Genomic DNA, 23,057 nt, shown 5'->3' on the forward strand with positions numbered 1-23,057 from the left:
CCCGGCCTTAGAACTGTGACATGCATGTCACAGTTTTCAGCCTCAGTCGTTGAGCAAGGTCTCCGCCTCGGCCAGCCTCTCCTTCAGGTCCTTGACGTAGTCCCTGGCCGAGTCCTTGTCGAACTCGGCCAGCTCCTTTAGGAGGCCCAGGTCGATCTTCCCGGCGGCACGCGCCTCCTTCAGGCGATCAGCGACAGGACGGGGCTGGCGCGCACCGATGGCCTTCGGCGCCTGTGCGGCAGCGGCGCTGGCATCCAAGAGGCGGCGCAGACTGCGAACAGCCGAGACGGTCACTGGCCCCTCGGCAGCCATCTCGGTGTACTTCTCCCGAAGGAGCTTCGGGTCGTCCTTGCCTAGCGAGTAGAGCTGCTCGACCACCAGCTGCGCCAGGGGCTTTTCGATCAGACCGTCGAGCGCCGTGTAAACGACGTGATGCCGGATCGCGCGGTAGTAGGTGTGCCGCTCGATGCCGACAGCCTTGGCGAACTTCTCGACCGACTTGTGGCCACCCGCTTTGTAGCTGCCCTTCTCCTGGACCTCCGAGAGCCAGCGTCCCGTGAGAGCCCAGTAGGTGTACTCGACCGAGGCGAACGCTTCGCCTGCGGCGTCTCCGACCTTGCGGAGTTGACGCTCTGCGTGTGCCAGGTGTTGCAGATCGCTGGCGCCTTCCGGTGCTGCCACGTACTCGAAGGGGTTCGTCGACTCGGCAGGGTAGACGGTTCCTTCAAGAGGTTCCCTGGAGCGGTCGGGGGCCTGGTCGGCCTGATGCGGCACCTGGGGAGGCTCGGCCGGAGTGCTGGCTGCAGCCGTGGCGGCCTCGGTCAGCTCCTCGTCCTCGCCGCGCCGGGCGACGGGCTTTCCTGCTGATGCCCCCGCCTTCCGGGCGGCTGCGGCCTTAGCTCCCCTGCCGCCGAATTTGGCGGGGCGTCGCGGGGCGGGATCGACGTCGCTGGTGGTGCTGGGGGTGCTCATGCGGCTTCGTCCTCCTCGATGATGCCCTTCATGGCGTGGCGGATCAGGAGGCCCCACTCCTCCAGGTCACCCCTCTTGGGGATGGCGTTCCAGGACCTGATGTGGTGGGGCGCCTTGCTGATGTCGAAGTAGGGGTGGAGGAACGGGGGCTGGATGAAGTCCTCGTCTTCTTCGCTGAGGTCGAGGGCCATGGCCTCGCGTTCCTCCTCAGCCAGGGTGGAACCGAAGTCGCACTTAACGAAGAAGTTGTAGACGTCGAGTCCGTCCAGGTTGATCCGTGCGGCGCTGGCAGCGGTTTGCAGAGTCGCCTGGATTCGGTCCGTCTCCCAGCCCGACGGGGCGCTGGGCATGAACAGTAGGCGCGCCTTCTCGCACAGGTCGATGAAGGTCTCCTTGTCGCCTCCGCCGAGGTCGACGATGACGACGTCGTACTGCCCCCGGATGGACTTCAGACGCTTCTTCAGGGGGATGGCGTCCTTGCCCTTGGTGGGGTGCTCGATCAGGGTGAAGGGGATCTTGTCACCCATCGCCAGGTGCATGGCGTACCAGCGAGAGAGGGACTGTGAGTTGTCGTCGGTGTCGACGATCGCTACGTCGAGGTTCAGCACCAGGGCGCAGTAGAGGGCGAGGTAGAGCGAGGTGGTGCTCTTTCCAGTGCCACCCTTCAGGATGCCGACTCCGATGATGAAGCCTCTGCGGGTCTTGAGCCACCGGATGACCTGGTTGACGGGTGCGACGAGCTGGTTCAGCTCTCGATCCGTGCGCGGTTTGTGTCGCCAGTTGGACATTTTTTCACTCCTAGGCGGGATGTCGGTCCTCATCTTGCCGCAAGATCTCGTGCCGCAGGGGCACCCCCTCATGTCTCGCTCCTCCGTGGCGTCCTTGAAGGGGCGAGGAGGTGGGGCTGTGAAGACTCTCGCGCTCGTGGGCGGGGACCTGGCGCTGGCGGAGGGCGGCTACCGGCTGCTGACCGGTGCGCCGCGTATCCGCCAGGACCTGGCGCTCGCGCTGGCTGAGCCGTACGGGCACGACTCGTACCACCCGGAGTACGGATCGGTCCTGAGCTCCTACATCGGTGAGCCCTTGACCGCCGAGCTGGAGCTGCTGGTGCGTTCGGAGGTGGTGCGGGTGATGCAGCAGTACGTAGGTGCCCAGCAGGCGAGCATCGCGGCCGACGCGTTGTCGGGGTCCCGGTCGCGCTACAGCCATCAGGACGTCGTGAAGCAGATTCAGTCGATCACCACGGACATCGCGTACGACGTGCTGAAGGTGACGGTCGCGGTGCGCACCGAGTCCGGGGCCACCATCAAGATCCTGAGGACGGTGGACCTGTAATGGGCGTTTCCCGCGAGGACATCGTCACCCAGATGCGTGATGCGCTGATGGTGTCAGAGCCGGAGCTCGACACGTCGATCGGGACGCCGCTCCGCAAGATCCTGGACGCGGTCGGCGGGAGCCTGGCCGATGCGTACGTCGAGAACCACCTGCTCTCCTACGCCTACGACATCGACAGTAAGACGGACGCGGACCTCGACGCGTTCACGCAGCTCTTCGGCATCGCGCGCATCCCGGCGCGTCGGTCAATCGGCCGGGTGACGTTCAGCCGGACCGGCGATCTGAGCCCGAGCGTCTTCATCCCCGTGGGCACGGAGATTGTGTCGTCAACGGACTCCGCGATCGTGGTTCAGACGGTCACCGGCGGGACAATGATGCCCGGGACCGCGTCGGTGACCGTGGCGGTGCAGGCGGTTGTGGCGGGCCCGGAAGGGAACCTGGGCGCCGGTATGGCGACGCAGATCACGTCCCCGATCCAGGGGGTCAATACGGTGGTCAACACGGCCGCGTTGACCGGCGGAACGTCGCGCGAGACCGACACCGAGCTTCGCGAGCGTTGGAAGCGGACGGCCTTTCGGTCTCTCGCCGGAACGGAGCAGATGTACCTGGGGGTCGCCCTGGACGACACCGACTGCTACGCGGCCTCGGTGGTCGGGTCGACGCGTACTCGGTCGGAGATCCTCCAAGTCCCGGTCAGTGGTGACGTGGTCACGCAGATCACCGACGCCCAGTTCATCTACTCCGCGCCGGTGCAGGTAGCGAAGGCGGACGGTTCCCCGCTGGTGAAGGACTACGACTACACCTGGGTTCCGACGAACCCGCCGAAGGTCGTCAAACTGTCGGGGTCCTTCCCGGCGCCGGGCGAGCTCCTGACCGTGGACTACCAGTACCTGCCGACGGTGTCGCGGAATCAGCCGGTGAACGGCATTACGAACCGGGTCGACGTCTTCACCGGAGGTACGCGTACGCAGGCGGCGCAGGCGAGCCTCGTGTTCCGGCAAGCCAAGAAGTGGCAGACGGTCTCTACGATCGATCTGTTCACTGGCCACTGGCTGCGGGCTGACCAGACGCGGCCGGAGGCGCTCAACGTCTTCGTGCCGCTTCCGTTCGGCCCCATCCTCACGGTGCCTGCCACGCTGACCATCGGATCGGTGACATACGGGCTGGCCAGCAAGACGAACCCTCTCGGGACGGTCTCGGGCGGCATCACCTACGCCTACCAGATCGTCCACGAGGACACGGTCGACGGCTGGACGCCCACAAGCCGTTTCGGGCTGGAGTGGCACCGGACATACCTGCCTGCCGACGGCTCGACGTTCAGCGTGGGCAACGCCGGGGACTACACGTTCAACGAGGTTCCCGCGTCGGTCCAGGACGCAGTCAACCGCTGGCGCCTGGTCGGCATTGACGCTCAAGTCCACCAGGCGAAACAGCGGTGGCTCCGGTTCAGTCTGGGCGTGATGTACACGGCCTCGTCAACGGGCTCGGTCAACTCGGTCCAGGACGCGATCCGAACGTCGTTGAGTGACTACCTGAACCGGATGGGCTTCAACTCGAACGTCCAGATCTCGGATGTGCTGGCCGTCATCCACCAGGTTCCGGGCGTGGACAACGTTCGGCTGCTGCACGGTGGCGACGTGGTCGGCTACAGCTCAGCCAACCCGAATGCCTCGATCGTCGGGGTGCAGCAGATCGCACCGAATTCGGCGCCGGACTCGGCTGCGCTGAGTTCGTACGTCGAGGCGGCGTCCGGCCGCGCCCAGGACATCTACTTCAGGGACGACGAGCTACCGGTCCTGGGCGCGGTGGTCTTCAAGACGCTGGCCCGCAACTCCTTCGGGGTGCTCTGATGGCTGACGGGATCCATCAGGGCGAGAGCATCTACAGCGGGGGCGTCATCCCGGGCGGCCTGATGCCGCTGCAGGCCGACATCACGGTGCCTCAGTCTACGTCGCTGGCCTCTGGCACGGGCATGCTCGTTGCCGACACGTCGGTGATGGAGCAGCTGCGGCATTTTCCCGAAGAGGTCTACGACCTGCGGCCGACGTCGCACCTGGTGCGGCTGATGCAGGCGCTGCTGGGTGATGCGGGTGTGGGGCAGCTCCGGAAGCGGCTGCTGCTCTCTCAGCTCCAGTCGTTGTCTGCTTCTGGCGCGAGATTCTTTGACCTTGACCGGTTCTACGGAGCGTTGTTCGGTGCCACCCGGAACGATGCGGAGCAGCTTCCGCTCAACCCGATGGAGACGGCCACAGCAACCGCTGCGGAGTGGGAGTCAATTGAGTCTGCTGACTCCTCTTTCCGGGACAGGATGACTGCCCTTGCTCAGTCAATCGCCCAGGGCGGGACGGTCCCTGGACTCAAGGCGGCAGCGGAGGCGATCACGGGCTGCGAGGTGGATGTCTTCGAGTCGTGGGCTCTGCTGGACGCCGTGGAGGATCCGGAGGAGGCCGGTCACACCTGGGGGTGGATGGAGGGTGGGCTGTGGAGTGAGTACGAGGGACAGATCTGGGGGGCGCTGGAGGGCGGCGCGTTCTTCGGCCGGTCGGGGAGCCTGACTCGCAGCGAGCTGCTGGTGCGGGTGAACCGTGACTACCCGTCCACAGTGGAGGGCCGGGCTCAGCGCACCAGCGATGAATGGGCGCTGGTGCGGGTTCTGGAGCGCCTGCGGCCTGCCCACATCCTCCTCACTCTCGACACGCAGGGGTCCTCTGCGCTCCTGCCGAGAGCTATCTCTGCGGTGCGCGCGGACAGCGAGCACTGGGAGATCGCCAGCCGGGTGACTCCTGGGCAGATTCCTCAGGGGTCAACCTTGTATCCGTTGTCGGTCTCTCAGGAGCGGGAGGGTGTTGCCCAGGGCGATGCGCGCATCCTTCCCCGGCCGCCGCTGGTAACGCGGATCGGAGACGAGTGGTCGTACGACTCCCAGATGCCGACGTGCCGGTCCTATGCGTCCATGCCGACCGACGACGTCGATTTCACCGAGCCTGGACCGGTCAATGACCTGGTCAACGACCAGCTTGACCAGGTCATTGTGTGGCGTGATGGCACCTCCACCTTGTACGGGGCATCGCTCGGGTCCATGGATCCGATGCTGGCGCAGTCGGCGCGCGCGGGCTCTGACGGCGTCCTCGTCGCCAATCCGTACAGCGGCGACCGCCGGACTGTCCTGACCACCGACTGACGTCAGCGAAGGGGATTCGTTCATGGCTGACACCTATCCGAACTATGCGGCGCTGGCCGCAGCTCGTCAGATCGGTGTGGACTACCGGCTGCTCTTGCGGACGCCGCCTGGCTCCCGTCTGGCGCACATCGCAATCCATGGCGGCGACATCGAACCCGGGACGCAGGAGGTCGCCGACTACTTGGCGGCTTCGGCCAGCCGGTACTACGCGTTCGACGGGATGCTGAGCAGCGGGAACGACGTGCTCAGCCTGGGACCGCTGACCTTCGACGAGCCGCAGGCTGTGGCCATCGTGGCCAGCAGCGACTTCGTCCTGTCCTGGCTGGGTACGGCTGGCACCGACCCCATCACGTACGTGGGAGGTCTGGACACCGAGACGCGGGCCCGGGTTCAGAGCGCCCTGGACGCGGCCGGATTCACCGTGGCCGTGGCCGACCCTTCCCTGTCGGGCGACAGTACGGTCAACATCTGCAACGAGGGCGCCCGGTCCAAGGGTGTCCAGCTGCATCTGACCCTGGCACTGCGGCAGTCGTTCTTCGAGGATTTCAGCCGGGTCGGCCGGGACAGCGGTACACGTACGTCTCTGTTCTACGCGTACATGGCGGCCGTCCAGAAGGCCCTCAACGGACTGGATGTGCCAGGCAAGGCGATCGGCTCCGTGGGGCGAGGCAACGTGGCCCGCCCGGTCCAGGGTGTTGGTTCCGCGTCCGGCGACTTCGGAATCCCGGCACTCGCGCCGTTGACTGTCGGCGGCATGCCGATGGACGCGGTCAAAACCGCGCTGCGGATGAAGTCAACGGGGCAAGGCGTCAGTCGCAGTGGTGAGCGGTTCTGGTCAAGCCCGCCGCGTGACAACGGTGACCGACTGCGGGAGGTGTTCGAGTTCTCTCTTGCCTCGGACCGGCCGGTCAACAGGCTCTCGTTCGCGCTGGCGCGCTTCCCTCAGCGGGCCTGGCTTCAGTGGCGTGACCGTGACGGGGTGTGGCATCCCCTGCACCAGGCGGGAACGGGCACGCCGGTCCAGATCAGCGTGATGGACTCGCTGCCTGCGATCATTCCGACGGGGGTCCCCAGCGATCTGAAGGCTCATCCGCAGCACTTTGGGGCGGGTCACTGGATGCAGCAGATGGTGGACGTCGCGCCGGTTACGGCGTCCCGGTTCCGCATCGTGATGACGCGCCTGCCGTCGGGTTCGGCGCCGCGCGGTATCGACGGCCAGCCTGTGCCCTACTCGCTGGGCGTCAAGGACGCGATGGTTTCCTATCGTGCAGCGTCGCTCGGCGACCTGCCGTGGTTGCCGCAGGCCGACAGGGAGCACAGCGTCCCGATCGCCGGGTCTACGGATCTTCTGGGCTCGCAGATCGAGTACGTGCTGCGGACGAACCGCGCCGACAGCTTGGTGCCTCCGGCAAAGGGGGTATGGCGGTGCGCTCCGCAGCCGGTACCGAATGCCGTGGTCAGCTTGTACCTGGATCTGCGGACGTCCAGCGGCCAGCCTCAGGTCATTGACCGGCTGTATGTGGACCCGTTGACGTCCGGCCCTCGGGTCAACCTCTACTACTCCGAGGAGACGGCTCTCCCTGACCGGTTCGCCGCCGCCGATATGGCGCTGTCGCTGCCCTTGGTGCGGGCGGCATCGGAGCTTCCGGTGGCCGACAGTGAGGGGCTCCTCTTCGAGGGTGCACGGGCGTACCTCGACGTCGACAACCGGGCAATCCAGTTCGATCCAGGGCAGCCTTTCCTGCTGTCCATGCTGGTCCACCCCCAGGTTGACTCGGCCGACACGACCCGGTTGACCGTGATTGACAGCGGTGCACTGACCGTCTCCATCCAGGCAGGTTCGATCATTGTCCGGCTCGGTGAGCGCGAGGCGGTCCTGGAGCCGTTCAACTTCGGAGTCAATGCCCAGCTGCCGCTGGCGGTTGCCTACGACGGCGAGTCCTTGACTGTCCGCACCCCGGCCGAGAGCCGTGTGGCCCAGAACGTGCATGTGCAGGACCAGTTGCCTCCTGACACGATCCGGCTCGGTGGTCCGCTGCAGGGCGAGGGTGGTGCGATCCGGATACGGGCGCTGTTCCTGGCTGTGGGGCGGGCTTCCGACGTCGACACGATCGAGGGGCATTGGGAGGATCCGCATGGCTACGCGCTCACGCCGGGCCTCGGGATCGACCCGGCCACGCACACGAGCGCCAGCGCGATCCTGCGGCTGGACACCACGCTCATCACCAGCGGCACGGATTCTGTCTGCCCCTGGGGGCTGATCGGCGGCCCGGCAGTGGCGCACGCCAACGTCGTATGGACGCCGATCAGCGGGGACTTCACCCTGCGGAAGGGGCTAATGAAGTTCCGGCCGGTGAAGGCCCGGCACCTGAAGATGGAGTTCACCAACCTCTCTCCGATCCTGCTGACGCCGTCGGCCACCACCCCTGTCGTTGCTACGAATCTGTTCCCGGCCGACTCCGGGCGGGCTGGCGACAGCACCACGGCCTCGTCGGGGGCGGATGCCTCGGGCGCCGCGCCGACCGGGGCCCGGGTGGCCACGGAGCAGGGGGCGGTCTACCAGTACATCGACGCGAACCGGATTTCTACGAGCCCGGCCAGCCCGGCTCCGTACCTGCCGACGGAGTCGTTGTACGCGCCTGACCCGCTGGAGGCACAGGTGCTGCGGCGGTCGGGGCAGCGGTTCCCGTATATGCCGTTGCCCTCGACGCGGGCGCCCCGGTTCACGAGCACCGGGGTGCATCGCTATCACGTGGCGCACCTGGCGATGGACTCCAAGCTCGGGTACACCGTCGCGCTCAGCGAGGTCCTCGTCTACCTGGCGGATCCGGTGGCCGAGCGGGATACCGAGCAGTACGTCGAGCTGTTCCACGACACGGCGTTCCTGTCCGGGTACACGGGCGACGAGCCGGGCGGGTGGACTCATTCGGGCCGGGCCATGGTGACGACACAACCGCCGCCGTGGACGGGTTCCCGGATCACGTCGAAGACGTTCGTGTCCAAGCGCAGGGTGCTGGCGGTGCAGTTCGCCGCACAGGCGTCGGATCCCCAGCAGCTGGTGGCCGACCCCGACTTCGACGACCCGAGCCTGCACTTCTGGCGGCCTGTCGGTGACGCGACGGTCACGTCTTCCTCGGAGTACGCGGCCACGATCGGCAGGATGGCCGAGGTGGTACGCGGCCATGCGGTGTCCTCTTGGGGGGCTCTGGAGTCTCAGTACCCGACCTGGGGTGACTTCGAGGACTCCAACCCGCTGCCCAACCGGCCGCTGTGGTGGGAGGTCGAGAACTCGACGAGCGCCGCCAGCAACGGCGGTATCGAGTCTCTGCGGCCGGTCACTCCGGCGCCGGGCGGGCGCCTGTACGCGGCGGCGCGGGTCTACACGGAGGGGCCGCTGGCTCAGCCTCTGAGGTTGCAGCTCGTCAACGGGAACGGGCGGATCCTGGCCGAGTCGGTGCAGTCCATCAACGCGGCGCAGGTCGTGGAGTGGTACGCGGATGCGACCGTGCGCACGACGGCGCCGACAGGGCGGCCGACGTGGGACGCCGTGAGCGCGGGTGGAACTCTGACCTGGTCCCAGATGGAGGCCCTCGGGTCGTGGGGGGAGATCGCGCAGGACTGGGACATCGACGATGTTCATGACGTCCGCGTCCGCATCACGCAGGAAGGTGACGCGGGGACGGGGCGGTGGATGGTCGACAGTCTGGCGATCTTCAACGACCCGCTGATCTGGGAGGTGTCCCGGGACGGCGGAGTGTCCTGGCACGAGATGGTCGGCATCCGGAACAACCCGCGTGGCGCGTTCCTCTTCCCTGACCTCCCGCCCGCTGACCGAACTGGTGGGACTCAGCTTCGCTGGCGTGTGACCGGCTACGCGCCCAACCTGTCCGTCTCCTCCATGGTCCTGCGGCCCTGGTACTCCACGCTGTCGGGCGCTGTGCCGTATCTCGACACGCTGCAGGCGTCGGGGGCGGCGACGTCCCTGGCCGACTACTACCCGCCGGTGGATGCCGATCCGCTGTTCCAGGGATGGCAGCACCCCATTCCGCAGGAGTGGTGGCTGGCGTCTCGTCAGTGGGCCCAGCAGAACACGCCGAAGACGGAGCCTCTGCCGTCGATCACGCTGCCTGAGGCCGTGGCCGTCGGAACGGACGAGGGTAATCCGCCGTCGGCGGACCAGCACGTCCTGCCCAACGCGTTCGTCGTCAACCGATAGGAGCCTCTCGTGCGCGCCCACTTCAACCGCCCGATCGCCGATCGTATGGGCAACCAGATCGACACGGCCTCCATCCGGCTCCTCGCCCCGCAGAGTACGGAGCTGATCGCCGAAACCATCTACGCTCAGACCACGGGCGGTCTCACCCGGGCCAACCCCTGGACCACGGTCAACGGCGAGATCGACTTCTACCTCGACAGCCCGTCCAGGGTCCAGATCGGAATCACCGTTGCGGGCGGCGTCGAGGAATTCTGGGACGACGTCGATGTCCTCGCCGTTGCCGCCGACTCCACGCACCAGGGGCTGGGCGCCGACTCCACCCAGGTCGGTACCGGGTCTTCGTCCGCCGGGAACGGGGCCACTGCGCTGGGCACAGGGGCGTCGGCGGCGGCCCCCTTGTCGATCGCTATCGGGCGACAGGCGGCGGCCTCCGCCGATGGTGGCATCTCGATGGGAGCTCAGGCCGCCGCTTCCCAGGTCGGTGCACTCGCCATTGGCGGTTCCTCGGTCGCGGACGGAGCTCAGGCCATCGCTCTGGGGGACGCGGCTCGCTCCTCGTACGACCACAGCACGGCGATCGGCGCTGGAGCGGAGACGACCCGGCCGAACCAGGTCGCGGTAGGCACTGAAGACGACCTGGTTGAGGTGCCCGGGACCGCTGTGCTGCACAGCCCCAACGGCACGCCCTTCATCGTCAAGGTCACCAACGACGGCCTGCTGTACACCCAGCAGCTCGCCGACTACCCGACCCCGCCGGGCTAAGTCGGCCGCCGCGTTGCTGTGAGGGCCTGTCCGCTCGACCTGAAGGGGTGACTGGAGGAGGAGAGCGGTGGCCCGAGCACACGTAATGCGGCCGATCACTGGAGAGAACGGCGACCTGCTGTACGGGGCGCGGGTTCTGGTGCGTGAGGCTGGTTTGTCGGTCAAGCTGAGCCAGCCTCTGTACGCCGGACCGACCGGAAGCGAGCAGCTGCAGAACCCCTACACCACCTCGAACGGTGTGATCGACTTCTGGTTGGACGAGCCGCAGCGGGTTTCGGTACTCGTCCAGAGCCAGCTCCACTCCGACATCCTCGTCTACCTGGATGCGGCGCCTCCGCCCGAGGAGACGGCGCGTACGGATCTGCCGCTGTTGGTCACAGGAGAGCAGACTCCTGGTTATGTCCTGACAGCTGGGGACAAGAGGGGCGAGGCGGTGTGGGCCACGGCGCCCACGTCCCTGGGCCTCACGCCGCAGGTCACGGTCGTTCGCGAATCGTTCTCCCGCGCGACGGATCCGGCAGGCTGGTCGTTCACACAGGCGGCCACGACCACGCGGGACTACAATACGTCGGTGCCGGACGGGCAGGGCCTCGCTGTGTCTGTGCACTCGGTGCATACCGGCAACGCTGGAAGCCTCATCGTCGCCTCTCCCGGCTTCACCCTGCTCGAATCAGGCTACGTGTCCTTGTGGATGCGCAGCGGCATCATCAGCACGGAGAAGATCGTCTTCGTCGCGGTGGCACTCGACGGCACCCGAAACGTGCTGCAGACGCTGACTACGAGCAGGAAGTGGGGCTTCTACCGGTTCCCGCTTGCGGCGGGAACCTACCAGTCGTTCAAGGTCGAGTTCACTGGGGCGGCCGTCTTCTCGGGCAGCACAGGGCACGAGATGTGGATGACGGACGTCCGGATCTCGTACGGCGGGCTGGTTCCCGAGCACACGCACGCGGGTGAGGGCACGGGATCCGTCCGTCTGGGGACGAGCAGCGTGGCCACCGGCGCTGGCGCCATCGCGGTCGGAACCGAAGCCGTCGCATCCGGCACGAACTCGGCCGCCTTCGGTTATCAGAGCACGGCCAACGGTGTTGACGCCCTCGCGGTCGGCTCGCAGGCGTCGGCCCCTTCGGCCAACAGCGTCGCCGTGGGCTCGCACACCTCCGGATCACCGACGAACACCGGCTGGACGGCGATCGGCAGAGATGCCTACGTCGACTCGGCGAACGGCGCGGCGATCGGGAAGGGCGCAAAGACGTACGGAAGTTCCGGCACCGCAATCGGAGCGTCCTCGTACGTCGGTCCTGAGGGAGTGAACGCCGTCGCGGTGGGCAGCGGCGCTCAGGCGCTGAGCTCGGGGAGCCTGGCCATCGGCAACAACGCAATCGTCGCGGCGGCCCACACGAACTCGGTGGCGATCGGGAATGGTGCAGCAACGTCCGCACCGGATCAGATCATGCTCGGCGACCCGACCCAGCCTCAGCGGACCGTGGTTGTGGCCAACACACTGCGCACCCTGTCTGCGGTGACTCTGGGCAGCAGCGCTTCCTCGACGCTCGGGTTCTTCGGATCCACCGGAGGGGCCAAGCCGGTGGTATCCGGGGCCGACGGAGGCGTCCTGGCCCTGCGAAGTCTCATCACAGGGCTGGCCTCGCTCGGCCTCATCACCAACAACACCACGCCGTAGGGGTATTCGATGGAGCGCTGCCACCTGTACCTGCCGCTGGTCGACTCGTCCGGTGCGCCGTACGAGTACGCGGAAATCACGCTGACCGACCCAAGCACTGACCGGCCGATCGACGAGCCGGTCTACCTTGAGCCGTACGGTGGGGCTCCGCAGCGCTGGCCGTTGCTGATCGATCCAGCTGTCGTGAACGTCTGGACGGACCGGCCGCTGCAGGTGACCCTGCAGGCGTCTCTCCCCGGAGGTGCGACGTTTACTCGCGCCGGGGTGGACATCGCTCCGGCACCTTCCGCAGTGATGCGGACTCATGCCCCGTTGCACCTTGGTTCCACCGACGGCCTCGATGGGCTTGCGGTCCTGGCCGTCTCGCCGGGCGGCACGGCGAACTGGCAGCTCCTGGACGGGCTGCTTACGCACCGGCACAGGGGTGACGCTCCGAGTTCGACGTCCATCGGAACGACGGACTACGACGACATCTACCCGCAGCAGACGTGGCTCGGCGTGCGCGCCGGAGGCATCCAGGGCGAGCGTGCCAGCATGCTCGGGTCAGCCGGTCTGCCCAACGGAGTCGATGCCACCCTCATCGGCCGTGCCACCTCTTCGGATCAGGCTGTGGCCATCGGTGCCAGCTCCAGCGCCAGCACGGACACCGTGGCTGTGGGACCGGGCACCATCACGGGGAAAGCCAACCAGGTTGCCCTCGGCAGTGGTGCCAGCGCGACGGCGGGTGCAGCAGGAGCCGTGGTGGCCGGGGCCGCGACGACCGCAGTCGCTTTGGACAGCATCCGCCTGAAGGATTCCCTGCGGCTGACGGATGGCACAGCCGGGCCTGTCGTCATCGGGAAGGGAACGCTGCCCAACCTCAGCTGGCTGCCGTCCCAGAACTACGTCGCTCTGCTCAACGCCCTGACCGCGTCGGGCAATTTCGCCGCTCCGGCGGACAGCGCTGTGATGGCGGGGCCTGTGAGCGCTCTGGGTTTCTTCGGGAACGCTGCAGGAACCGGCCAGCCGATGCTCACGACGAACACGATCCCGGCCGCCGCCCCAGGGCGGTCTGCGCTTCTCTCGCTGTCGGCCGCGCTCGACCGGCTCGGGCTGGTCAAGATCATGGACAGCGCGGTCGACGATGAACTGAACGACTGGACGAAGACGTCCGCGCACAGCGCGAACATGGTCCTGGAGACCGGGGACACTGACGGGTCCAAGGCAGGAGACCTGAGCCGGGCCAAGCGGAACGCCACCGGCCTTGGGACCTTCACGTACAGGATGACCACCGACATCCGGGACTTCACGTTCCGGGCGTTCGTCTTGCTTCCGGCACCGAACCCTCCCACCCACGAGGCCGAAATTACTGCGTTCGTCTCTCCTGACAACGTGACGTGGACCCCAGTACCCCTTGCGTGGCAGCCTCTCCAGGCGACGGCGGCCGACTGGCATCAGACATGGGCCGCAAACGGGCGCGCCGTACCGGCAGGCATGAGGTATGTGCAGTTCCGAATCGATCTGAATGCGCAGGCTGGGACCCCGCAGATCGGTCGCGTGATCGTACGGCAGTGGCCGATCAGGAACCTGGCTCTGAACCCCAGCATGACTGTCGACCTCTCCAACACGCAGCTCTTCGGAGCGTCGGCCACCAGCCTCGTCCGGTCGCGGGTCACCAGCGAGTACGCGTCAGGTGGATCCAGCATCCAGCACGTCGCGAACGTTGCCAACGACCTCGGTGGCACGGCCTGGACGATCGAACCGGTCACGGCGGGGAACCGAGTTCAGGTCAGTGTGCGCATCAAGCTCGCACCCGGCACGGTGATGAACCGTGGCCTGATCGTCTGGCGCACCGAGGACATGGTCACCACCCTGGACTTCAAGGAGCTGCTGCCGCTCGGTGTGCCGGATTCCAACGGGTGGCTTCTCGTCTCGGGGAGCACCGTCGTGCCGGAGGGGTTCGTCTGCGCCCGGGTGGGTCTCAGCTTCAGGTGCACCACCCCCGGGGGAATCTGGTACGCGGACTCGATGATGGTGGAACAGAGCGAGACGTTGCATACCTACACGGACGGAACCATGGCGGGATCCAGCTGGGAAGGCGTTCCCCACGCTTCCGTCTCTCGCCACCCCTGAGGATCAATGGGTCACCATTTCAATGTCAGAAGGTGAAAAAATCTCTCCCTCGGCCTCCGTGTCGGTCGCACCTACGGTGAACGGCATGCGCCAGCCGCTCTTCAGTAGCCCTCACGGCCTCTTCCCATGCCAGCAGGAGGGAACGGCTTTCGCTTACGAGAAGCGGTCGGGCCTCCTGGTGGCAGACACCGGCATCGGCAAGTCTGTTATTGCCATGGCCATGTCAGCTTTGCTGGCAGAGGACGGCGCTGAGGACCTGGTACTCCTGGTGTGCAAGCAGAACAAGACGACCGAATGGGCTGAGGACATCGCCGCCTTCACGCCACTGCCCCATCGGATCCACCACGGTCCCACCCGGCTTCGGCGGCTCGCTGCCGACGGACTCCCGCACGTCCTCATCTCCACGTTCGAGACTCTCCGGGCAGACCTTGCGCACTTCGCCGTCCCGCCGGGCAAGCGCGCCCAGGCGCCGTCGGCCGGACCTCTGCTCACCGCGCTGACAGGTGCTCAGGCCGACGGCCGTCGCGTGCTCGTGGTCTACGACGAGATCTCCGACAAGCTCCGCAACCGCTCCAGCCGCATGTACAAGGCGCACCAGTACGCCCTCCAGCAGCTCCGCAGGGCCCAGCCGGACCTGAGGGTCATTGGGCTCACCGCAACGCCTCTCAGCAGCTCCTGGGAGGACGGCTTCAACCTCCTGCGTCTCCTCGTCCCGGCCGCCATGCCGTCGATCACCGAGTTCGACCGCGCGGTGATCAAGAGCCGTGACGACTTCGGGCGGCCGCGCTACGACGATGACGGTGTCGACCGGTTCGTCGCGCTGGCCCGGCCGCACATGTGGCGCAAGCGGAAAACGGACCCGGACGTGCGCGACATGTTCCCGGCCCGGATCGAGGAGTTCCGCAAGGTCGCTATGCGCAAGGAGCAGGCCGACCTCTACAACGCGGTTGCCGCGCTGCAGGACGACCAGGAAGACCCCGTCCCGGGGCTCTACACGGCCCTGCGGCAGATCGCGGGCCACCCGGCGGCCCTGATTCACTCCGCGCTCCACGGAGAGTCTCAGATCGCGCGCCAGCTCCTCGCCCGGCTCGGGGAGGACTACCTGCGGTCGGTGCCGTCGGCGAAGACCGAAGAGCTCGTCGCGTACATTTCACCGATCGTCCACGGCCAGGGCGACAAGGTCGTCGTCTTCAGCCAGTTCGGCCCGTCCGTCCTGCCGCTGCTGGCCCAGGCCCTGCTCAAGGAGGGCATCCGCAGCTACCTCTACACCGGCGAGATGACCGGGCCGGAGCGCGAACAGGCCCGCCGCAACTTCCGTACGGACACCGACGCCTGCGTGTTCCTCTCCTCGGACGCGGGCAAGGACGGCATCAACCTGCCCGAGGCCACCTACCTGGTCGAGTACGAATCCGCCCTGACCTACGAGACCAGGACACAGCGCCTCGGCCGGATCGACCGGATCACGTCCACCGCGCCCTCGATCACCTGCACCACCCTGGTCCTGGAGCGCACCGTCGAGGACCGCATCGTCGAAACCATGCTGCAGCGCAACGAGATGGCCGACCGCTTCCTGGGAGACACAGGTGCGGTCGGCCACGTTGGTGCTGCTCAGCGCCGGAGCGCGCTCGTTCTTCGGTGATCAGTGCTGGGTGAGCTTGAGGTCCTGCACCAGGGTCCACGTCTTGTCGTCCGACGTCTTGATCAGGCAGCGGTAGTCGTTGCGCACCGACGCTCCGAACGAGTTCTGGCTGTCGACGTACCCGTTGACCAGGTACGTCCAGGGAGCCTTCTCGGTCGTGGGAGTGATCTTGGTTTCCGTGACCCCGGAGAAGTCGGCGCTGCCCGGCGACTTCAGGCGCTCCTTGACGAACTTCTCGCACATGATCGCTGCGCTCTGGTCGAGCGGCTTCCCGTCGCCCCCGCCGCAGGCAGTGAGCGTGAACAGCAGTCCGGCCCCGGTGAACGAAGCCAGCATCGTGCGAATACGCATGATCCCCCCTGGGATGTGTGCGAGATGTGAAGGGACTCATCATCGCGTATCCCTGGACCGGATCTGACTCTTCGGCACTTTCTCAGCAACGACCCACCTCCATGGGGGCGCAGCCTGAGGGGGGCACTTGAATGTGTCATCCCTGAGAAAGCCCAGGTCATCACCGCTATTCGTGGACAAGAGGCAGTAGGGCAGGGCCAACAACACTGCGCAGGAAGCACATCCGATGCCAGGGTTGCAGGCTGGCCTGGCCCTCGATCGTGGCGAGAGGGATGAGGAGCCCCTGATCGCCCACCTGAATGGGTACGGAGCAACCAAGGCAGGGCGTACCCACGGGTGTTCCGGCTACGTCGGCTTCCTCGCACACCGGCGCGTCCCACGGTTCACCGAAGATGATGCTCATGATGGTGTCCTCCACCTGCTGACAGGTAAGAAATAGGACCCTGACCTGGGAAAACAGGGCTACTGTCAACCTGCTGCCAAGGTCAGGCGGCCAGGTACATCATCTGCGACTCGCGAGCCCGGCGGGTGAGCTCGTCGTAGTCCAAATCGTCATCGAGGAGCATGAACCGGCCGTCGTCGGCGACCACCAGCCCGTCGATGATCTCGCCGGTCATCGGGTCGACGACCATGCCGTCCACGACGTAGCCGGGCTTGACCTCGTCCCCACGGATCGGAATGACGTTGGACGCGCGACGCTCCCGCATCCGGGGAATGACCATGCCGCGCCACACCGCGCGCTCGTCCTGGTGACGCTGCTGACGGCGCCAGGACGTTCCGTACGTGCCGACCTCGGCCGCCACCTGGTCCCAGCCTTCCCAGACCCCCTGGAGGGCCGCACGGGTCGTCTGAGTGAGTTCCCAGATGCCGTTGATGCAGAAGGCCAGGCCGTGCTCTGCAAGGCGGTTGAGGTGCCGGTAGGCCGTGGCCTGGCTGACCGTGGCGGCCTCGATCAGCTCGGACACGGACTGCTGGTCACGCAGATGCAGAGCGGCCACGAGCTTCAGGGAGGACGAGCCCAGACCTCGGTGGGCGAACGCGTCAAGGCCCATGAGGCGGCCAACGACAGCACCGTCCAGCTCACCGTTTCTCAGCTCTGACACACTCGATGTGCCCCCCTCAGGCTGCGCCCCCATGGAGGTGGGTCGTTGCTGAGAAGGGCCGTCCAGCAGGATCCAGGTCGAGCCCTTGTCACCGGATCCGACCTCCGTGCACTGCAACCAGCGGGGCAGACGCTTCGTTGCACAGAGGTAAGCGGTGCGCGCGGTGCATCCGGCGATCTCTGCGGCCTCGCGGTGGGAGAGCGTGTACTTGCGGCCTCCGGCGCGGTAGGCGGCGTGCCAGTGGGCCATCATCACCCGCATGGCGCTGGAGCCAGCGGTGCCTTTCCAGTGTGCGGAGGCGATGCGGTCGCGCAGGGCGAGAAGATCGAAGTGGGCGTCGGGCCGGGAGGCGATGATGCGAGTGTCGCCGACGAGGTCCTGGGCGCGTTCCCAGACGCGTTCGAGGTAAGTGACGCCGTGCTGACGGCCCTTGCGGTGGACCATGTTCCGGGCGTTGTTCCCGGCCTTCGCGGGCGTGTCGAGCATCGCTTCCACGAACTGGGACTGGCCCCACCCGAACCGGACGCACGCGGTGGCCACGGCAGCCGTGACGGCGTGACGGTGGTCGGACTTCTTGTGCTTACTGCTGCTGCGGTCGGTGGTTCCGTAGCGCTGTTCCTCGTCACCCTCGATCATCAGCGCGGTCATGCGCTGAGAGAGAGCGGGGAAGCGCCGGAACCAGTGATGCGGGTGCAGTTCAGAGTGTTCGGAGACAGCAGTGGTTCCGAAAACATGGCCGAGATTTGTGTCACAGGTGGCGTGCGGCACGGGGCCGCGACCCGTAAAATGGTCGAGCACGGAAGTTGGTGCCTCTTTCTCAGGGAAGGTCCGACCACCGTGCAAGTGACGGTCAGACCGTAGGTCGCGTTGCTTGGGGGTTCGATCCCTGGCGGGTCAATCGAACTCCTCCACTGGAAGCGGTCTTGGCGGACGTACTTCCGGTGATGAGACCCCTTAGCGGGGTCGGCTTACCGCTTACGCGGCGAGGGGCGTCAGGGAGTGAATCAGACTCCGGGCGCCCCTCCAGCTTTTTCGTCTACGACCCATGCGAGCTCCCTTGGCGGTCGGGCACGCATACGCGCCCGGCAGTGTGGTGGTGGACCGTGAGTGGCGGGTACCGGCCCGAGGCCATTCAACAGCATGGAGACCCCGATTGGGGAGCCGGTGTCCTCAAGAGCCTGGTCGGCGGCCCGTAGCGGCGTGTCCTCAGGCCCGGAATTGGTGAAGATCATTTCGAGCTTTCAGGCAGACGAGCGGGCTAATCTCCAGCTACCGCCAAGACTTCACCCACCGCCAAGGGGTCCCGTTCATGCCCGCGTCAACACCTCCAACGACGTTCGCGTCAGCCCAGACCATCCTTGCCCAGCGCCTGCCGGGCTACCGCCGCCGCCCCCAGCAGGAGGCACTGGCCTCCGCAATCGAGCAGACCTTCAGCACCGGAACGCACCTTCTCGCGGAAGCAGGCACCGGCACCGGCAAGTCCCTCGGCGCGCTGATCCCGGCCATCCTGGCCGTGACGAGCTCGGACGAGAGGCGCCGCTACGTCGTTGCGACATCGACCAACGCGCTCCTCACGCAGTACGCCGGGAACGACCTCCCCTTCCTGGAGAAGGAGCTCGGCGATGCCGGAGTCCACTTCACCTGGGCCCCGCTCAAGGGCATCGGCAACTTCCTGTGCCTGTCGAAGATCAGCGAGAGCCCCCGGGTCGAGAACCTCCGCGAACTGTGCGAGGAGATCGCCCCGGACGACAACGGCCAGCGTTCGCACACCGGCGACCGCAACGATGTGAAGACGCCGCTGCGGCCGGGGGAGTGGAACCTGCTGGCCTCCACGTCCAGCGAATGCCCCGGCGCGTCGAAGTGCGCGATGGCCGCCGAATGCTTCGGCATGCTCCACAAGGCCGCCTCCAAGGAGGCCGACATCGTCATCACGAACACGGCGATCGTCATGACCGACGTCAAGCTCAACAGGCAGATCCGCGAGGGCAGCAAGAGCGGCGAGGGTGCCCACATCCTCCTCGACCAGTACGACGGCCTGATCATCGACGAGGCCCACGAACTGCAGGAGACCGCCACCCGCTTCCTCGGCTTCGAACTGCGCCAGGGCGGCATCACCACCTACCTCGACCAGGCCGCCAGCTTCATTGAGCTCCACAGCGATACCGGCACCACCGCGCCGGACAAGCAGGCAGCAGTCCTCGGCTACCTTGACTCGCTCGGCCAGATCATCACCACCGCCCTCGACGGCGAGAAGACCCTCCTCGTCGACTCGGCCTTCATCGAGGAGCACGCCCAGCTTCTGCTCCGCATCTACAGCGAGGTGGAGGAGGTCGCCCGACTCGTGCAGAAGACGCGGATCGAGCACGGATCGAACAAGAAGCAGAGCGACACCAAGGAACGCCTCGCCAAGGTCGGGCAGAACCTCCTTGCAGAGCTCAAGGAGATCCTGCTCGCCGACCCGGCAGAAATCGTCCGCTGGGCCGAGACCTACACGCTGGAGCGGACGAACACCCGCACCCCCGAGCAGACCCGATGGGTCATCAAGACCGCCCCGATCAACGTCGGCCCGTACCTGCGCGAGGAGCTCTGGGACACCGTCCCGGCCGTCCTCATGTCCGCCACCATGAGCGCGGGCAGCGGACCCAACCGCTTCGACTACATCGCCCGGACCCTCGGCCTCGAAGGCGCCCAGACACTTGACGTCGGCACCCCCTTCGACTACCCGAAGCAGTCCCTGCTCTACGTACCGGACTCCAGCAGCCCTTCCCCCAACAAGGCGACCCGCGAAGCCTGGGCAACCTGGGTCCCCGAGGCCACCATGGAACTGATCCGCGCCGCCGGTGGGGGAGCCATGCTGCTCTACACCAGCCGCACGTCCATGGAGACCGCACACCGCAACCTCGCCCCGCGCCTGGCCGCCAACGGCATCACCTCGTACATCCAGGGCGGCGACCTCACCAACAAGCAGATCGCCGAACGCTTCCGCGACAACGTCGACTCCGTGCTCTTCGGCCTGAAGTCCTTCATGGTCGGCGTCGACTTCCCCGGCCGCACCTGCCGCCTCGTCGTCATCGACAAGCTGCCGTTCGCCGTCCCCACCGACCCGATCAACGCAGCCCGGGTCGACGCCCTGGAAGCCCAGGGCGGCAACTCCTTCGCCGACCTGGCCATCCCCGAGATGACCCTCACCCTGCAGCAGGCATTCGGCCGCCTCATCCGCAGCGTCAACGACTACGGCGTCGTCGCCATCATGGACTCCCGGCTCAACAGCTGGTGGGGAAAGAACATCGTCCGGTCACTGCCCGACGCCCCGGTTCGAAGCTCTTTCGCCGACGTGCAGACCTTCTTCGACCTCCAGGCCGCCATCCCTGCCGCCGCGTAATCCGTTTCGCGGAACGCTGCGAGATTCCCCAACTTCGGGTAATGTGGATTCCACGCCAAGGCAAGACCCGCCAAAAATGCAGGAGAACACCCATGTCTGCTACCGCCGCACTCGTCCCCGTCTACGACGTCGACAAGGCCATCGTCCGTCTCCAGGGTGACCTCAACGGCAGCCTGAGCTCCCTGCTTGCAGAGCTCGCCACCATCCCCGTTCCGGAGACGCAGCCCTCCTCCAAGATGCCCGTCCCGGTCGCGGAGCGTCTCGGCGAGACCCTGATGCGCGCCGTCTCCCAGCTGCCCAAGGTCTTCGGAAGCGTCAAGCCTCCGGCCAGCCGCCGCAAGCTCTTCAAGTCCGAGCTGGCCAAGCTGGAAGCGGAAAAGATGATGATCGATCAGTCGATCAAGGCGCTCGGTGCCCGCAAGGACGAAATCCACGCAATGCTCAGCGTCCACTTCGATGTCGTCGCAGAGGAGGCCAAGATCGTCGACGAAAACGCGCCCAAGGATGCCAAGGGTCACTACCTCATCGCATCCCCCGGCAACCCGGAGAAGGCGCCGATCGATGGATCCTCCCAGGAATTCACCCGCGAGCGTACCGGCGACAAGGTCATCTTCAACGCCGCCCGCCTGGAGGTGCTCTACCGCGACGGTGAGATCAGCCGCGCCGACTACCTCGCCTGCACCCGCCCCAACACCGGCCGCGTCTTCGACGAAGAGAAGCTCAGCGCCATGCTCCTCACGAAGACCAAGCGCGCACGCGGGAAGCGCCTGATCGACCTCATCGGCGACTTCAAGCGGGGAACCAACTCCATCAACCTGCGCGCCGTGAAGTAGTAAGCCCATTCCACGCACACAATATGCACAGCCTCTACCTCCGCCCGGCCCCCCGGACGGAGGTAGAGGCATATGGAGAACCCATGCCGCAGACGATGGAGCCCATCATCATCGACCAGCCACCAGACCACCGGACCGCCAACCCGAGAACCGGCGACTACCTCCTGTACGACGACGACTTCGCGAAGGAGACCGACCCCAAGTACCAGCCCATCGATCCCACCCAGACGCTCTACGTCCCGCACTTCCCGGTCGGAGAGGTCAGCCGCTGGATCCTGGGCAAGAACCTCGACTGGCTGAAGTACCAGCTCAAGAAGACCCCCCTGCGATATGGCAACACCACCCTGGTCTTCCGCATGGTTCCCGGCCGGACGGGAACTGAACGCCGCCTGACCCTTGCCGACATCGAACGGCTCGCCTGGGCCCTCAACGAACGAGGAGCGATCGACGGATTCGAGCTCCGCCAGGCCAGCGACATCCTTGTCGCCGTCGCCCGACAGTACGGCGTCGGATCCCTCGACCCCGAGAAGAGCAACCACTCATGAGACCCGCCCTCCTCATCGACGGCAACAACGTTCTCGTCCGCGCCGTCGAAGCCACCCGCCGCGTCGCCATGCACAGCCCCGGCGGAGTCGACACCAGCGCCCTCGTCTCCACCGTCGCCACCCTCTCCAGGTACATCCGCGAGGAGACCCCCAGCCAGGTCGTCGTCCTGTGGGACACCGGCGTCGGCTGGCGCAACCGCATCTACCCCGAGTACAAGGCCAACCGCCCCCAGACGACCGACGACTACCGCAGCCACTCCCGCAAGCTCGTCACCGAGTTCCTCGACCTCGCAGGCATACCCCAGCAGAGCCTCCCCGACTACGAGGCCGACGACCTCATTGCCGCACACTGGAGAGCCTCCGACAGGCCCCTCATCATCCTGTCCAACGACAAGGACATGCTCCAGCTCACCGGATACACCCCCAAGGGCCAGCCCTGCGGACAGATCCGGCTCTCCAGCTCCGACACCCCCACCGACCGGTGGACCGCAGCCCGCGTCACCGAGCACTACGGCTGCACCCCGGAGCAGCTGCCGGTTGCGATGTCCCTGGCGGGGGACACCAGCGACAACATTCCCGGCGTCCCCCGCATCGGCATGAAAACCGCCGTCAAGCACCTCGCGGCCGCCGGATGGGACCTCGACGCCGTCACCCACCAAGGCATCCAGGATCACCGGGCCGAGATCGCCGTCTACCAACAACTCGTCGACCTCCGCTCCAACGGCATGCAGCCACAAGTCCAGCGCATCCCCTTCTTCATGCCCACCGTCCCCGGCCCCGACAGCGCATGGCGCAAGCTCCATGCCTTCTGCGAGCACCACGGACTGCGCCGGATCGGCGCGCAGCTGGCCTCCCGCCAACTCTGGTAGGCCAACGCTTGCTCTTGCCACACCCGGCCGGATAGCTTCAAGGAGCCCCACCGCCAAGGGGGCCTCACCAGCGGAA

Annotated in this window: 17 protein-coding genes; 12 read left to right on the plus strand and 5 right to left on the minus strand. The window is 66.5% G+C overall.

The window, feature by feature from the left end; all coding sequences use genetic code 11:
* Positions 1-42: 42 nt before the first annotated feature.
* Both E6R60_RS26190 and E6R60_RS26195 read right to left on the minus strand, forming a co-directional pair.
* Entirely contained in the window at positions 43-972 is a 930-nt protein-coding gene (locus E6R60_RS26190; RefSeq protein ID WP_136329126.1) for a hypothetical protein, read from the minus strand.
* Positions 969-1,760: a ParA family protein gene (locus E6R60_RS26195; protein ID WP_168713674.1), complete on the minus strand. Its 792-nt coding sequence runs from the start codon at positions 1,758-1,760 to the stop codon at positions 969-971. The genes E6R60_RS26190 and E6R60_RS26195 overlap by 4 nt, the downstream gene beginning before the upstream one ends.
* Positions 1,761-1,878: 118 nt before the next feature.
* On the opposite strand from E6R60_RS26195, the gene E6R60_RS26200 reads away from it, so the two are divergent.
* From E6R60_RS26200 to E6R60_RS26235, 8 genes are all read left to right on the plus strand, one after another.
* Positions 1,879-2,307, plus strand: a complete 429-nt coding sequence (locus E6R60_RS26200; RefSeq protein WP_136329128.1) for a hypothetical protein — start codon at positions 1,879-1,881, stop codon at positions 2,305-2,307.
* Complete coding sequence (locus E6R60_RS26205) at positions 2,307-4,157, plus strand: baseplate J/gp47 family protein (RefSeq protein ID WP_136329129.1); 1,851 nt, start codon at positions 2,307-2,309, stop codon at positions 4,155-4,157. Before E6R60_RS26200 ends, E6R60_RS26205 begins: the two co-directional genes overlap by 1 nt.
* The gene (locus E6R60_RS26210; protein ID WP_136329130.1) at positions 4,157-5,488 is read left to right on the plus strand and encodes a hypothetical protein; all 1,332 of its coding nucleotides are present in this window, start codon (positions 4,157-4,159) and stop codon (positions 5,486-5,488) included. Before E6R60_RS26205 ends, E6R60_RS26210 begins: the two co-directional genes overlap by 1 nt.
* Positions 5,489-5,510: 22 nt before the next feature.
* On the plus strand, positions 5,511-9,704 hold the full coding sequence (locus E6R60_RS26215; protein ID WP_136329131.1) for a poly-gamma-glutamate hydrolase family protein: 4,194 nt from the start codon (positions 5,511-5,513) through the stop codon (positions 9,702-9,704).
* A 9-nt stretch (positions 9,705-9,713) separates the two neighbouring features.
* Complete coding sequence (locus tag E6R60_RS26220) at positions 9,714-10,466, plus strand: hypothetical protein (RefSeq protein ID WP_136329132.1); 753 nt, start codon at positions 9,714-9,716, stop codon at positions 10,464-10,466.
* A 67-nt stretch (positions 10,467-10,533) separates the two neighbouring features.
* A complete protein-coding gene (locus E6R60_RS26225) occupies positions 10,534-12,147 on the plus strand; it encodes a hypothetical protein (RefSeq protein ID WP_136329133.1) in 1,614 nt (537 codons plus the stop codon).
* Positions 12,148-12,156: 9 nt separating this feature from the next.
* On the plus strand, positions 12,157-14,259 hold the full coding sequence (locus tag E6R60_RS26230) for a hypothetical protein (RefSeq protein WP_136329134.1): 2,103 nt from the start codon (positions 12,157-12,159) through the stop codon (positions 14,257-14,259).
* An 85-nt stretch (positions 14,260-14,344) separates the two neighbouring features.
* A complete protein-coding gene (locus E6R60_RS26235) occupies positions 14,345-15,898 on the plus strand; it encodes a DEAD/DEAH box helicase (RefSeq protein WP_168713675.1) in 1,554 nt (517 codons plus the stop codon).
* Here the strand turns inward: E6R60_RS26235 and E6R60_RS26240 are convergent, their stop codons facing one another.
* The 3 genes from E6R60_RS26240 to E6R60_RS26250 all read right to left on the minus strand — a co-directional run bounded on the left by E6R60_RS26240 (position 15,899) and on the right by E6R60_RS26250 (position 18,000).
* A complete protein-coding gene (locus tag E6R60_RS26240; RefSeq protein ID WP_206309519.1) occupies positions 15,899-16,249 on the minus strand; it encodes a hypothetical protein in 351 nt (116 codons plus the stop codon).
* 166 nt (positions 16,250-16,415) lie between these two features.
* A complete protein-coding gene (locus tag E6R60_RS26245; RefSeq protein WP_136329136.1) occupies positions 16,416-16,652 on the minus strand; it encodes a hypothetical protein in 237 nt (78 codons plus the stop codon).
* A gap of 82 nt (positions 16,653-16,734) precedes the next feature.
* Positions 16,735-18,000 carry a helix-turn-helix domain-containing protein gene (locus E6R60_RS26250; RefSeq protein ID WP_136329137.1) on the minus strand — a complete coding sequence of 422 codons (1,266 nt, stop codon included), beginning with the start codon at positions 17,998-18,000 and terminating at the stop codon, positions 16,735-16,737.
* 661 nt (positions 18,001-18,661) lie between these two features.
* On the opposite strand from E6R60_RS26250, the gene E6R60_RS26255 reads away from it, so the two are divergent.
* The 4 genes from E6R60_RS26255 (at position 18,662) to E6R60_RS26270 (ending at position 22,981) form a co-directional block, all read left to right on the plus strand.
* Entirely contained in the window at positions 18,662-20,734 is a 2,073-nt protein-coding gene (locus E6R60_RS26255) for an ATP-dependent DNA helicase (protein ID WP_136329138.1), read from the plus strand.
* Between the two features lie 92 nt (positions 20,735-20,826).
* Positions 20,827-21,567, plus strand: a complete 741-nt coding sequence (locus E6R60_RS26260; protein WP_136329139.1) for a hypothetical protein — start codon at positions 20,827-20,829, stop codon at positions 21,565-21,567.
* An 83-nt stretch (positions 21,568-21,650) separates the two neighbouring features.
* Positions 21,651-22,112 (plus strand): hypothetical protein, encoded by a 462-nt coding sequence (locus tag E6R60_RS26265; RefSeq protein WP_136329140.1) that lies wholly within the window; start codon positions 21,651-21,653, stop codon positions 22,110-22,112.
* Entirely contained in the window at positions 22,109-22,981 is an 873-nt protein-coding gene (locus E6R60_RS26270) for a 5'-3' exonuclease H3TH domain-containing protein (RefSeq protein WP_136329141.1), read from the plus strand. The genes E6R60_RS26265 and E6R60_RS26270 overlap by 4 nt, the downstream gene beginning before the upstream one ends.
* The last annotated feature ends 76 nt before the right edge of the window (positions 22,982-23,057 follow it).

The sequence above is a fragment of the Streptomyces sp. A0642 genome (genome assembly GCF_004795105.1).
GTDB lineage: Bacteria > Actinomycetota > Actinomycetes > Streptomycetales > Streptomycetaceae > Streptomyces.